Here is a 13,701-nt window from a genome sequence, read left to right as displayed (position 1 = left end):
GATATTCACAGGAATGTTAGCCAGCAGATGATATGAGCCTAACTATCAGGATTCGTTTTTCAACAGAACTGGTGGAGTAACTAAGAGGAGTATACCCTATAATAGCTAAAAGAGAACCTCACGTTAATTAATTTCCGCTACCTAGGAAAAAAGTAAGTTTGAAAGCGCATACCTTGGTAGCTAAACTAAACGTGTAAGAAAAAAAGGGGAGATGGTAAAGATGGCAAAAAATATTTTGTTGATTTGTGGTTCGGGTGCTTCTAGTGGATTTATGGCGGCTGCTATTCGAAAAGCAGCGAAAAAAAGAGGGGAAGAAGTAACTGTGAAAGCGGCTAGTGAGTCGCAATTGGATGAACGGATCAATGAGATCAATTATCTGTTGATTGGTCCGCATTTGTCTTATATGTTGGCAGATCTCAAAGCACAAATTGAAGGAAAGAACGTGAAAGTAGCAGTCATTCCACAAGCAACCTATGGCACTTTAAATGGAGATAAGGCACTAGATCTGATTTTAAGTATGGAGGGCTAACGAATGATGAATAAAATTATGGACTTCATGACGAACAAATTTGCGCCAAAAGTAAATAAAATTGTCAAGAATCCTTGGGTCTCGGCGATCCAAGATTCGATCATGGCGGCTTTGCCGTTAGTTTTTGTTGGTTCTTTAGTTACAGTGGTTTCTCTGCTAAAAAATCTTTTTGCAGGTTTACCTGATTTTTCAATGATTAGTAATTTTTCTTTTGGGATGTTTGGTTTGATTGTTTCTTTTTTGATTCCTTATTATCTCATGGAAAAAAAGGGAAACAGCGGACAAAAACTGATTTCAGGTGCTACCGGATTAGTGTTATTCATGATGTTACTATTTCCCACAGTATCTGCTGAAGGAAATGCTACGTTTATTCTTTCTCGGTTTGGCGCTACAGGGATGTTTCTTGCGATTATTTCTGGTCTTTTTGTTGCCTGTGTGATGAATTTTGCTGCTAAAAGATCATTTTTCGATGAAGATACACCGATCCCTGATTTCGTGGTGGGGTGGTTTAATAGTTTATTGCCGATTACGTTTATCTTGATCGTTGGTTGGTTTATCACGGTACAAATGAATGTTGACTTCTTTGAAGTGGTCGTTTGGGCATTCAGTCCATTGGCAAAAATCGTGCAATCTTATCCAGGTTTTGTCTTATCCGTTTTTATCCCAGTCTTTTTATATACGTTCGGTATTTCAGGTTGGGTGATGATGCCGGCCATCTATCCTGTATATATGGCTGGATTAGCTGCTAATGCTGAGGCTGTTGCAAATGGTGGACAAGCAATGAACATTGCTACTCAAGAAACTTGTTATGCTTTTTCATCAATGGGTGGTGTGGGGACTACCTTGGCCTTGTCTGTGATGATGTTGCTGTTAAGTAAATCAGCACAATTAAAAGCGATTGGTAAAGCGGTCTTTATTCCTTCAATCTTTAATATTAATGAACCGTTGGTTTTTGGGGCACCGATTGCTTTTAATCCTTATTTGATGATTCCTATGTGGATCAATGCACTGATCGTACCAACGATTTCTTATGTGGTGATGAATATGGGCTTCGTGAATATTCCTAGTCAATCATTCTTGTTGTGGTACATGCCATATCCATTTACATCTTATTTAGCCACTCAAGATTTCCGTGCGGTCATCGTCTGTCTGTTGATCTTTGTTATTACATGGTTTATCTTCTTACCATTTTTTAAAGCATATGATAGTTCATTATTAAAACAAGAAAAAATTGCTGAAGAACAAGAAGCGGCGCAAGCAAAAGCAATGCAAGCTTCAACGGCTCAATAATTGGAGGTAGTAGTATGTCACAACAGTTTGTGGAAGAAACAGATAGCCTAAACGAATTATCGATGAATATTTTGATCCATGCAGGTAATGCTCGTGAATTACTGGTAAAAGGTCTGAATGCACTGGAGGAAATGGCGTTCGATGAAGCAGAAGAATTGATTCAATCGGCACATAAAGAAGTGGTGATTGCTCACGGCTTGCAAACAGACACGTTACAAATGGAAGCTTCAGGAGAGCAGATCCGCTATTCTACGTTGTTCTGTCATGCGCAAGATACGCTGATGACAGCGCAAAGTGAGATATTGATTGGTGAACATATGGTGCGGTTGTTTCGAAACTTTTCAAAAAAATTAACTAAATAGGAGGTATTTCATGTTTAAAGAATACAAAATGCCAAAAGATTTTCTTTGGGGAGGGGCGATTGCTGCCAACCAAGCAGAAGGGGCGTATCAAGTTGATGGTAAGGGCATCAGCCTCGCTGATTTACATGTTTTCCATGCGGATAAAACAAATGCAGAAATTGCGGAAGAGCAACATAAAGGAATGTCTTTGGCTCAGTTGAAGGCGAATATGACAGACGAACAAGGCTATTATCCTAAACGCCATGGGATCGATTTTTATCATACCTATCCTGAAGATTTAGCGCTATTAGCAGAGATGGGCTTTAAAACGTTTCGGACGTCGATTGATTGGTCGAGGATTTTTCCTACGGGCGATGAAACGGAACCGAATGAAGCGGGTTTGGCTTATTATGATGCGTTGATTGATAAGATCCGTGAGTTAGGGATGGAGCCGATTATTACGATGCTTCATTATGAAACACCGGTAGACATTACTTTAAACTACGGGGGTTGGCATAATCGGAAAGTGATCGATCTATTTGTAAAATATGGAAAAACAATTTTAGATCGTTACAAAGATAAAGTGAAGTACTGGATCGTCATCAATCAGATCAACTTGATCCAATTTGAACCATTCAATTCAACTGCTATACCTTATGATACGGTGGATCATTACGAAGAAGCTAGTTATCAAGCGATCCATAATCAGTTCGTTGCCAGTGCTAAAATCTATGAATATGGGAAAAAGCTCAACCCTGAAATGCAAATTGGAACGATGGTTGCAGATTGCACTGCCTATCCATTTTCTTGCGATCCAGATGATATCATTTTGGCTTTACGTCGTAATCGGATGGAGTATTTCTATACAGATGTGCAATTTCGAGGGGAATATCCTCAGTATGCGTTGAATTATTTTGCTGAAAATAATATCCACCTCGAGATCACTGAAGAAGACAAAGCCATTTTACAAGCGAATACGATGGATTATTTGGCTATTTCTTATTATTATTCGCAAATGGTCGACTCCAAGAAAAACGATTTGAACCCTGCATCGGTGACACCTAACCCGAACTTGAAAGCTAATCCATGGGGATGGGCAGTGGATCCTAAAGGGTTGTATCATTCACTGTCGCAATATTGGGATCGTTATGGTAAAGCGATTATTATTGCAGAAAATGGCTTTGGAATGTATGACCAGTTGGAAAACGGCAAGATTCATGATGATTATCGGATCGATTATCTGGCTAGTCACATTGAAGAAATGAAACGTGCGATGTATGATGGAGTCAATGTGATTGCTTATTGTGCATGGGGGCCGATTGACATTATCAGCTGTTCATCTGCTCAAATGGAAAAACGTTATGGATTTATCTATGTGGATCTGGATAATGAAGGAAAAGGTAGTGGTGATCGAATTAAAAAAGATAGTTTTTACTGGTACAAAAATGTGATTGAATCGAATGGAGAAAATTTGTAAAGTCGCCAGTTTAAAGAATAGGTGTGATGCGAGACATGGATCTTCGTATCCACCTTTTTTTGAGATAGTGTGGCAAATCAATGGATAGCAACACATGTGTGGGGGAGATAGAAAGTGGCAACGAAAAGGCAAAGAGAGATTATCGCGTATCTTGCAAAACGACAGCAGCATTGGGTCACTGCGACGGAACTAGCAACATTTTGTAACTGTACGACTCGAACCATTCGTAATCAAATCACAAAGATCAATGAGACAGAGCAACAAATTATTTCTAGTAATCAAGGGTATCGGATCAAACAACCTACCCAGGATAAGCAAGTGATCCAAACAACGAATGACCGGCAATCACAGTTGTTTTTGACGTTGTTAAAAAGCAATCATGGCATTGATCTCTATGATTTGGCAGACACGATGTTTCTCTCTGAGTCAACGTTAAAAAATGACATCCAGCTTTTACGTAACGAGATTCAAAACAAACAATTGAAATTAACGATCAAAGCCAATCAAATTTATTTAGAAGGATCAGAAAGTGATAAAAGGCGTTACATGATTTCGCTATTGTATGAGGAAGGCGATTACCAGGAAAAACTAAAGTATCATGTCCAAGATATGATTGGCACGCTTTCGCTTATTGATCTAGAGCAAACCATCCATGATGTCTTAGCTTCACACAAAATCAAAATCAATCGCTATTCGATGAACAATATTGTGCTTCATTTTGCGATTAGTATTGAACGGATCCGCCAAGGAAATGATTTGAAAAGTGTGAAGGACTTTCCATTAAGAAATGATGCAACGGAATTTCAATTGTGTGTGGAGATTACTGAACTTCTTTCAAATACTTATCACATTCATTTTTCTGATGCTGAAGTCAAGCAGTTATCCTTACTTTTTATTGGATTACAAAATGAATATCTTACGAATCGCAAAGAGCTAGCCTTGTCCAAAATTGTTGAAGCTCGAGTGATCGAAACACTAAATGAAGTTTTAGAGAAAGTCAAAGAAACCTATTTGATTGATTTACAAGATGAAGCTTTTTTCAATAAATTAGCTATCCATCTGCAAAATCTTTATGATCGCTCTCAATATGAACGGTTCACCCGGAATAGCAGCCTTTTAGATATTAAAACAGCCTATCCGTTAACGTATGACATTGCGGTTTACTTGTCGATGTTGGTACAGGAAAAATTAGCGATTTGGTTTAATGAGGATGAGATTTCTTTTATCGCTTTACACATCGGGGCTTACTTAGAAAGCAAAAAAGAAAAAAGACCAAAGCTGCGAGTGCTAGTTGATCACAACAATTACCATGATTTTGAAGAAACAAACGTTCAAAATATTCGTAGTATGCTAGGGGAAGATGTGGAGATCGTGGCGGTTGATCATCATGAGGTAAGCGTACAGGAAAATGATGTGTATGTCTCTTCTGATCGTGACAGAGTGACCGAAATCAATGGCGCAGTATATGTCCATCCTATTTTGACACGTAAAGATTTTGCAAAGATCCAAAAACGGGTGACTGCCAAGCGAAAAAGTAATTGGCGAAAACAAATGTTTCATTTGATCGATCGGTTTATTATTGAAGATCTCTATTTTAATCAATTTGATCCGACCGATCAGACACCTAAAATGATTCGGGAAAAATTGTTTGATCGATTGTTAGTGACAGGGTATGTGGAGGAAGAATTTTCCCAGAGGATGGAAAAACGAGAAGCGATGTCATCGACCAGTTTCCCATCAGGTATCGCAGTACCCCACTCGCTGGAACAACAGGCGAAAAAAAGTGCCCTTTCGATTATGACCTTGCAAGAAACCCTCAAATGGGACGAATATCCTGTTCAAATCGTAGCTTTAGTTGCCATCTCACAAGATGAAGCCAAAGAATTTAATGATTTTTTTGAAATGTTTATCGAAATCGTTTCTGATCCGATCAATGTGCGATTGTTAGCGGGTGCAGAAAATTTTACAGAATTCATCTTAAAAATGAAAATGTTGGTCGAAACGGAAGAATGATCCGTGAATGTTGAGGGCGTTGGTTTTATTCTTGTATGAGAGGAACGCTTGCTTTTGTCTTAGAGGTCACTGCTAATCGATCATTGCCAAAGTAGCCGAAAGCTTTCTATTGATGTTCGGTTACTTTTTTTTGTGCTTGCAGTGGTGGAAGGAAGTAATTTGAAACATCTTTCTGCTAACTTCCAATTGAACGGAGAAGTTTAGGATTGCCCGTTTTTCTCTTAGGCAAGCTGATTTCACGTAAAGTAGTGTAAAAAGAAGGCTAAGCTATAGAATAAAATTGTGTAATAAATCTTAGATAGGTATAATGTAAGGCAAAAGGGAGGAATAAAACATGAAAATTGCAATTGCAGGAGCTGGAGCGATGGGAAGTCGTTTCGGTCTGATGTTACATCAAGGTGGAAACGAAGTACTATTGATCGACGGCTGGGCAGATCATGTCCAACAAATCAAAGAGCATGGGTTAAAAGCAGATTTCAATGGCAAAGAAGTAGTTGAGAAGTTACCAGTCGTTCTTCAATCAGAAGTAGGCGAAGAAGATCAGGTAGATTTGATCATCTTATTTACTAAAGCGATGCAATTAGAAAAAATGCTAACAGATATCCGTCCATTGATCAAAGAAGAAACGGAAGTATTATGCTTATTGAATGGTATCGGACATGAAGATATCATTGAAAAATTTGTTCCAATGGCAAACATTTATATTGGTAACACCATGTGGACGGCGGGCTTAGAAGGACCTGGAAAAGTCAAACTGTTTGGAAGTGGTTCAATTGAGCTGCAAAATCTTGGAGAAGGCAAAGAAGAACAAGCGAAAGCACTAGCTGAAAAATTATCAGAATCAGGCTTACATGCGAAATTCTCTGATAACATCCATTATTCCATTTACCGTAAAGCTTGTGTGAATGGCACGATGAATGGATTATGCACGATTTTGGATGTGAACATGGCAGGGTTAGGTCAAACTTCGACTGCGCATAAGATGGTGGAAACGATTGTTCGTGAATTTGCGGCAGTGGCAGAAGCTGAAAATATCCACTTAGATATCCCAGAAGTGATCGCTCATTGTGAATCTTGTTTCGATCCAGAAACGATCGGATTACATTATCCATCCATGTATCAAGATTTGATCAAGAATCACCGCTTGACGGAAATCGACTACATCAACGGTGCGGTTTCAAGAAAAGGGAAGAAATATGGTATTGCAACACCTTATTGTGACTTCTTAACAGAATTGATCCATGCGAAAGAAGATAGCTTGCAGGTAAAATAAAGGGGGATAATTGATGGAACAGACACAAAGCATGTCACCAAAGATTTTTCTGAACAAAGTATTAGCTGGTACAGCAACGGGGATTATCATCGGATTGATTCCTAACGCAGTATTAGGGGCGATTTTAAGATACTTTAGTGGTTCTTCTTTTGCGATGGCTGTTGCTCAAATGGCGGTCATCTTCCAATTAGCGACACCGTTGATTATCGGTGGATTGATTGCTTTGCAATTTGGTTTTGCACCGATGAAGATGATGGTGGTGGCTGGTGCCGCATTTGTCGGGTCAGGGGTGGTGAAGTTTACTCCTGAGCTTGGTGAAACAGGTGTGTATGTTGGTGCTGGCACAGGCGATATCATCAATACGATGATCACTGCTTCTATCGCAGTTGGGTTGATTTATCTGATTGGTGAACGGTTTGGTTCGGTAGCGATTGTGTTGACTCCGATCGTTGTTGGTGTCGGCGCAGGGGTGATCGGGTTTTATCTCTATCCTTATGTGGCAGATATTACCTCAGCTATCGGGACGGTCATCAATAACTTCACGACACTACAACCTTTACTGATGTCGATCTTGATTGGCTGTTCTTTTGCCTTCTTGATCATTTCACCGATTTCCACCGTAGCAATCGGAGTGGCGATCCAACTAGATGGTGTTTCAGCAGGAGCGGCAGCAATGGGTGTCGCAGCAACGACTTTCGTTTTGATCGTGAACTCGTGGAAAGTCAATAAATCAGGAGTGACGATCGCCATTACGTTAGGAGCGATGAAGATGATGATGCCTAATCTGTTTCGCAGACCGGTTATTCTCGTTCCTTGTCTGATCAGTGCAGTGATTACAGCTATTCCAGTTGCTTTGTTGTCTATTTCAGGAACCCCTGCCTCGGCTGGTTTTGGGATCGTTGGCTTAGTTGGTCCTTTAGCTTCTTTAGATGCAGGTCTAAATCCGGCTCTTGTTGTTTTGAGCTGGTTAGTCGTCCCAGTTGCGGCAGCATTGTTCACTCAGTTTTTATGTGAGAAAGTATTGAAACTATATGATCGAGCAGATGTGTTTGAATTCTTAGGCTAGTGAAACGGCTGATTTTTTGGCTGAGTCTGCTCCTTTGGTAGTGAGACAAATCATCTCAATAAAAAAAGCTTGAATTTTTAATTCCTTTTTTCGAAGGAGATTAAAAGTTCAGGCTTTTTTAGTAAGTGATATTTTTCTAAGACCAACCAGATTTTCATTGATCAATTATTCTTTCTTTTCCAGTGCGCGCTGTCTCATTTTGATTACATAAGCTCCGATTTCATAGTTCGCCATCTGAAAAGCGTTGTTAAAATCAATGGCGAGCAATTGCTCTACTTTATGCAAACGATAGCGAATAGTTTTAGAATGGAGAAACATTTTTTCAGCAGTTTGCTTATAGTTACGATTATTTTGTAAAAAACAGTAAAAGGTTTCAAAGAGATCAAAGTTTGTTTGAGCGAGTGCCACTAAGTTTTGAGGAAGACTTTCTTCGATGGATTGAAGTTGTTCTTCTTGAATAAAATGTTTGAAGATACCGATATCTGCTAATGTCACAATCGGACCATTGTAAAAATCTCGATTGAAATTCAGAATATCAAGACATTCAAATAACAGTTCTTTGATTCCTTGTTTGGGTTTCAAGCTACTGATCGCAAAAGTTAAGTAGGGATTTTCTAAGAGAAAGTCTTGGACGACCCGTTGCAAATAAGGTTTTGTGATCGGTCCATCCGCCTGATCGAAATTATATAAGACAGCCGAATAGTGATGCTGATCAAAGAAGATTGCTTCTTTCTTTAAGGTTCGCAGTAGTGAAATGATCCGGGTTTTCATTAATTGTGTTTGGGTATCTTTTGTCGGAAATACAATAGTTTGATAAGAATCTTTTGACAACATATGGACTTCATGAAGTAAACTATTTAATTCATCAGGATTTTTAGGCGTATTTTGTAAAATGGCATCTGCTAAATTGTTCAACCGGGTGTAACGTTCTTTTTTTAAGAGACTTTCGGTATTGAATTTTTCTTGGAGGGCATCAATTGCATTTTCGATAATCACTAAATCAGTTTCTTTGACGACATCATCTGGAAGATAGACTAAAAGTAAACAGTTTGCTGAATAATTATTGAAAATTGCTACTTCAAGCGCATAGTGTTTTTGAGGGTTGGTATGGGCATATAGTGTTAACAAGGAATAATCATTTTTGGTGAAATCAGTGTTGCGCAAAGTTTCTCGTGCTAAAACAATTGCATCTCGAGGAATCTTCCCATCGCTGATTTCGATTCCTTTGTCGATCAATTTTAATGAAAAGGGTAATTTTATAATTCGATAAAATTCCTCCATAATCGTTTCAATAGAGGATGACTGGCGTTCTAATTGGTTGAAACGTTGACGAACTTCATAATACGTTCGGAGTATATGGGACTGGGTATTTAACAAAGGTTCATAAATCGTCAAAAGGATTTTTTCATAACTGACCTCCTGCTTAATCTTGATCAAAGGAATACGGTACTTGAAACATAGATGGATAAATCGGTCAGGAATCGTTTTGATAAAACGGTCTGTCTTTAAAATCAACCCACTGATTTCGATTTGGCACATTTTAACAAAAAAATCTTCTAACTCTGCTTCCGTTAAATCATTTAAAGCGTAAAAAGAAGTGAGAATCAATTGATTTTTTTTACTCCAATTCTCAATATCGATCGCTTCTAAGATCATCGCTGTTGTTACTTCATTGTCTAAACCGATGTCTTTCGTTAGGATCTCGCCTTTTTTTAATTCACCTAGTGTCAAAAGCTCTTTTAGTTTCATCGTTTCCTCCTTTTTCCCCTTTATGGATAAAAATTATAGCATTTTTTTAGAAATACGTCCGATGAAAACACTTTCTTAATGTCCTACAATAATAGTGTCGAAAGAAAGAGGAGGAGAAGGATGTTAAACACAGTCATTTTAAAAAATAATTACCAAGATTCAATCAATCTGATGCTTTTAACAAACAAAATCAACTCACTTGAACAAGTGGTCATGAGTCAAATCATGATGGGAACAGATGCGAATAAAGATATTTTAAATAATACCGATTTGTTAACAGATGAAGCAAAAACTGCCTCTCCAAATGATCTGATGATCGTGGTTTCAAGTGAAGACCCAAAAATAATGGATCAAGTACTACCGCTAGTCGACACGTTTTTAGCTGATTTGTCTGCAAAAAGTACTACGAAAGATAACCAAACAGTGACTTCTTGGCAAGAAGCATTGGATCTTTTACCAGAGGCAAATGTTGCTTTGTTCAGTATTCCAGGAGAATATGGGGCAGCAGAAATGGAACGTGCGTTGAAAAATAATTTACACGTTTTTTCTTTTACAGATAATATTGCGATTGAAGATGAAGTACGTTTGAAAAAACTAGCGCATCAAAAAGGGTTATTAATGATGGGACCAGATTGTGGTACTGGTATTCTTTCTGGCATTCCCATTGCTTTTACCAATGTGGTCGCACCTGGAAATATTGGAGTCGTAGGCGCATCTGGCACCGGCATCCAAGAAGTGACGACGATCATTGATCGACTAGGTGGCGGCGTGGTCCATGCCATCGGTACGGGGGGGCGAGATCTCAGTGACAAAGTCGGAGCAACTACCGTTAAAGATGCCATTATTGCTTTGGAACATCATGAACCTACCGATGTGATCTGTGTCATTTCCAAGCCACCTGCAAAAGCTGTGCGCGATGAAGTCGTACAATTATTACAGAGCATCACAAAACCGGTTGTTGCGATTTTCCTAGGTGAAAAGCCAACAAACCATGAAGGAAAAGTTTATTTAGCCCATACCTTAGAAGAAACTGCTCAAATCGCTGTTGATTTAGCAAATGAGCAAGCAATCAAGAAAAACTACTTTCAATCAATAGAAAAACCCGATGTGCCAGTTTTACCACAAGAAAAAGTGGTCAAAGGATTATATTCTGGTGGGACTTTAGCTGCAGAGGCAGGAATGCTGATCTCTGAAGCGTTGGATCTTGGTGGCTTAGTGAAAACGGAAGGCTATGTTTTAAAATCGCAAGGGTATGAAGTGATTGACTTAGGCGATGATCGCTATACTCAAGGAAAACCTCATCCAATGATCGATCCCGAAGTGCGGATTCAAAAGATTCAGGAATATGCTTCGGAACAAGATACGGGCGTTATCTTACTTGATGTCGTTTTGGGCTACGGAGCGCATGAAGACATGGTTGGTGCGCTACTACCAGCGATCCAAGAAGCACAAATGCAGGCTGAAAAAGCAGGGCGATTGCTTTATTTTGTGGCGACAGTTTGTGGCACGGCCAATGATCCGCAAGATCGTCAATCAGCTGTAGATCGGTTGCAAGAGGCAGGAGTATTTGTGACCGAAAGCAATGCCAAAGCTGTTCAGTTAGCTCTCCTATTAAAGGGTGTCACGTTATCTGAAGTAGATAAAGAACTACTTCCTTATACTGGGAGAACGGTAGAAGTTCCTCAACCGAGTGAACGTGTCATGGAATTACTGACGACAAAACCAAGAATCATAAACGTTGGTCTGCCAAGTTTTACTGAATCGATCCTTGCTTATGGTGGACAAACCGTTCAATTTAATTGGCGACCAAGAGCAAGTGGTAATCAAAAAATGATCAAACTTTTGGATAGCTTAGAAGAATACAACGAAAAAATAGAAGAAGAAAATCAACAAGTAACAGAAAAAATCAAAAATGCGCAACCATTCTTGATTGATGTAGTACCAGCAAAATCAGTGATTCCAGAGTTAAATGAGCCAGCAAAGAAAACGTTACTCCACGCTGGACCGCCCATTACTTGGGAAGGAATGACCGGTCCGATGAAAGGAGCTTGTCTTGGAGCAGCACTCTTTGAGCGTTGGGCAGAAGACGAAGAAGAAGCCAAAAAATTATTTGAGGCGAATGAAGTCCGCTTCATACCTTGTCATCATGTACAAGCTGTTGGACCGATGGGAGGAATCACTTCTGGTAATATGCCGGTTTTTGTTGTAGAAAATCGATTAGCAGGAAATCGAGCATTTTGTATTTTGAATGAAGGAATCGGCAAGGTACTTCGTTTCGGTGCCTATTCGCAAGAAGTAGTGGATCGCCTTGATTGGATCAAAGAGGTATTAGGACCAACAATTGCTGAAGCGCTGGCGCTGACCGACAATGGGTTGAATCTAAATGTGTTGATTGCACGTTCTATCACGATGGGGGATGAATTTCATCAACGCAATATTGCTGCCTCGTTGAACTTTTTGAAAGAGCTGGCACCATTGATTATCCAAACGACTATTGCAGAAAAACAAAAATACGAAGTCATCAAGTTCTTGGCGGACACGGATCAATTTTTCTTGAATATCATGATGGCAACAGGGAAAGCCATGGTTGATGGTGCACGGCAAGGCAGTAAAGGGACAATTGTAACCACCATGACACGTAATGGGGTTGACTTTGGTATCCGAATCGCGGAAACAGGAGATACATGGCATAAAGCACCGGTAAATACCCCTAAAGGACTGTACTTTACAGGTTTCAGTGAAGCAGACGGGAATCCTGATATTGGTGACAGTGCCATCACGGAAACGGTCGGGGTTGGCGGAATGGCGATGGTTGCAGCTCCTGGCGTGACACGATTTGTCGGTGCTGGAGGGTTTGCGGATGCACTTGCCACTTCTAATGAAATGGCTAAGATCTGCGCCACCCATAATGCTACTTTTTCTATTCCAACTTGGGATTTTCAAGGGACTTGTTTAGGAATTGATATCCGAAAAGTGGTAGAAACTGGAATCACTCCTGTCATCAATACTGGAATCGCTCATAAAAATCCAGGAGTCGGTCAAATTGGTGCAGGAACAGTTAGAGCCCCACTTGCTTGTTTTGAAAAAGCGTTAGAAGCCTATGCTGAGAAACTAGGGATTATCATTGACTAGAGAAAATTGTAAAATCAGTAATTATTTGATTCCGTTGCATCAGTTTGGGAAAATCGGGAAAATCCACAGTGTCTTTAATCGGTCATTTAATATTGAGATTGGCGGACAGTTGATCAATCTAGCGGATTACTATGATTATCTTTCTAGCTTTGGTATTAATTTACCTCACTCCCTATTTCAGGAGTTGTTACCATTTATCCAACAAGGAAATCAAGTAAGGATCAGTGAAGAGGAATTGCTGATTTATAGTCGAGCAGGCGTCAAAAAAATTCATTTGAGCCCCTCTACGATCGTTTCCTTGGATCTTATCCAATTAACGTTGACGAAAGCGCAACAGGTAACCTTGAAAACAAGGTTAGAAGAACAACACTTAACAAATAAAATCGGTCTTCCGCTTGATAATCGAACTCGTCATTTTTTTGAGAAAATGAGTCAAAAAAATCATTGCTGGCGTTCGGAAGAATGGCAGGAGTTGATTCACTATTTAATTGGAAGAGGACAAGGATTAACGCCAAGTGGTGATGACATTTTAATCGCCTACCTGCTCATGTTGACAATTTGTTCAGATGCTCGAGGAGACGCTTTGATGCGTTCCCTTGAGCTGACTGAATTAGCTACAACTGATGTCAGTAAGGCCTATATCAGTAGTTCTATGAAAGGTTATAGCAATTCTTTCTTTTATCAACTAATTTTCGCACTTTCCCAAACGGACTATGGAAAACTAGATCAATTGATCGCAAAATTGATGGCTATTGGTCACACATCGGGCAAAGATTTATGTTTTGGGCTGTTATTAGCTTTACAAGGAATAGAAAACGAAAAGTGAGGTAA

The 13,701-nt window shown here is 39.4% G+C and carries 10 protein-coding genes; 9 read left to right on the top strand and 1 reads right to left on the bottom strand.

The genetic code is table 11. From position 1 onward, the window contains the following. The first annotated feature begins 211 nt into the window (after nucleotides 1-211). The 7 genes from AB5M32_RS10990 (at nucleotide 212) to AB5M32_RS10960 (ending at nucleotide 7,989) form a co-directional block, all read left to right on the top strand. Complete coding sequence (locus tag AB5M32_RS10990; RefSeq protein ID WP_196763502.1) at nucleotides 212-529, top strand: PTS sugar transporter subunit IIB; 318 nt, start codon at nucleotides 212-214, stop codon at nucleotides 527-529. Between the two features lie 6 nt (nucleotides 530-535). Further along, complete coding sequence (locus AB5M32_RS10985; protein WP_218619969.1) at nucleotides 536-1,819, top strand: PTS sugar transporter subunit IIC; 1,284 nt, start codon at nucleotides 536-538, stop codon at nucleotides 1,817-1,819. A gap of 14 nt (nucleotides 1,820-1,833) precedes the next feature. After that, the gene (locus AB5M32_RS10980) at nucleotides 1,834-2,181 is read left to right on the top strand and encodes a PTS lactose/cellobiose transporter subunit IIA (RefSeq protein ID WP_010720932.1); all 348 of its coding nucleotides are present in this window, start codon (nucleotides 1,834-1,836) and stop codon (nucleotides 2,179-2,181) included. Between the two features lie 10 nt (nucleotides 2,182-2,191). Next, nucleotides 2,192-3,637 carry a glycoside hydrolase family 1 protein gene (locus AB5M32_RS10975; protein ID WP_088745709.1) on the top strand — a complete coding sequence of 482 codons (1,446 nt, stop codon included), beginning with the start codon at nucleotides 2,192-2,194 and terminating at the stop codon, nucleotides 3,635-3,637. Nucleotides 3,638-3,751: 114 nt separating this feature from the next. Then, nucleotides 3,752-5,650, top strand: a complete 1,899-nt coding sequence (locus AB5M32_RS10970; protein ID WP_178287165.1) for a BglG family transcription antiterminator — start codon at nucleotides 3,752-3,754, stop codon at nucleotides 5,648-5,650. Between the two features lie 334 nt (nucleotides 5,651-5,984). After that, nucleotides 5,985-6,923, top strand: a complete 939-nt coding sequence (locus AB5M32_RS10965) for a 2-dehydropantoate 2-reductase (protein WP_034700421.1) — start codon at nucleotides 5,985-5,987, stop codon at nucleotides 6,921-6,923. Between the two features lie 13 nt (nucleotides 6,924-6,936). Then, the gene (locus AB5M32_RS10960) at nucleotides 6,937-7,989 is read left to right on the top strand and encodes a PTS sugar transporter subunit IIC (protein WP_010720927.1); all 1,053 of its coding nucleotides are present in this window, start codon (nucleotides 6,937-6,939) and stop codon (nucleotides 7,987-7,989) included. Between the two features lie 165 nt (nucleotides 7,990-8,154). On the opposite strand, the gene AB5M32_RS10955 is transcribed toward AB5M32_RS10960, so the two are convergent. Further along, nucleotides 8,155-9,738, bottom strand: coding sequence for a PucR family transcriptional regulator (locus AB5M32_RS10955; protein ID WP_178287167.1), 1,584 nt, complete (start codon nucleotides 9,736-9,738; stop codon nucleotides 8,155-8,157). A 120-nt stretch (nucleotides 9,739-9,858) separates the two neighbouring features. Between AB5M32_RS10955 and fdrA the strand changes: the two genes are divergently transcribed. Beyond that, nucleotides 9,859-12,870 carry a DUF1116 domain-containing protein gene (gene fdrA / locus AB5M32_RS10950; RefSeq protein WP_178287169.1) on the top strand — a complete coding sequence of 1,004 codons (3,012 nt, stop codon included), beginning with the start codon at nucleotides 9,859-9,861 and terminating at the stop codon, nucleotides 12,868-12,870. Next, nucleotides 12,863-13,696 (top strand): DUF2877 domain-containing protein, encoded by an 834-nt coding sequence (locus AB5M32_RS10945; protein ID WP_256736285.1) that lies wholly within the window; start codon nucleotides 12,863-12,865, stop codon nucleotides 13,694-13,696. The genes fdrA and AB5M32_RS10945 overlap by 8 nt, the downstream gene beginning before the upstream one ends. Nucleotides 13,697-13,701 lie beyond the last annotated feature (5 nt).

This window comes from Enterococcus sp. C57 (assembly GCF_040887305.1).
GTDB classification, from domain to species: domain Bacteria; phylum Bacillota; class Bacilli; order Lactobacillales; family Enterococcaceae; genus Enterococcus_B; species Enterococcus_B hirae.
This window is presented reverse-complemented; position numbering and strand designations above follow the sequence as displayed.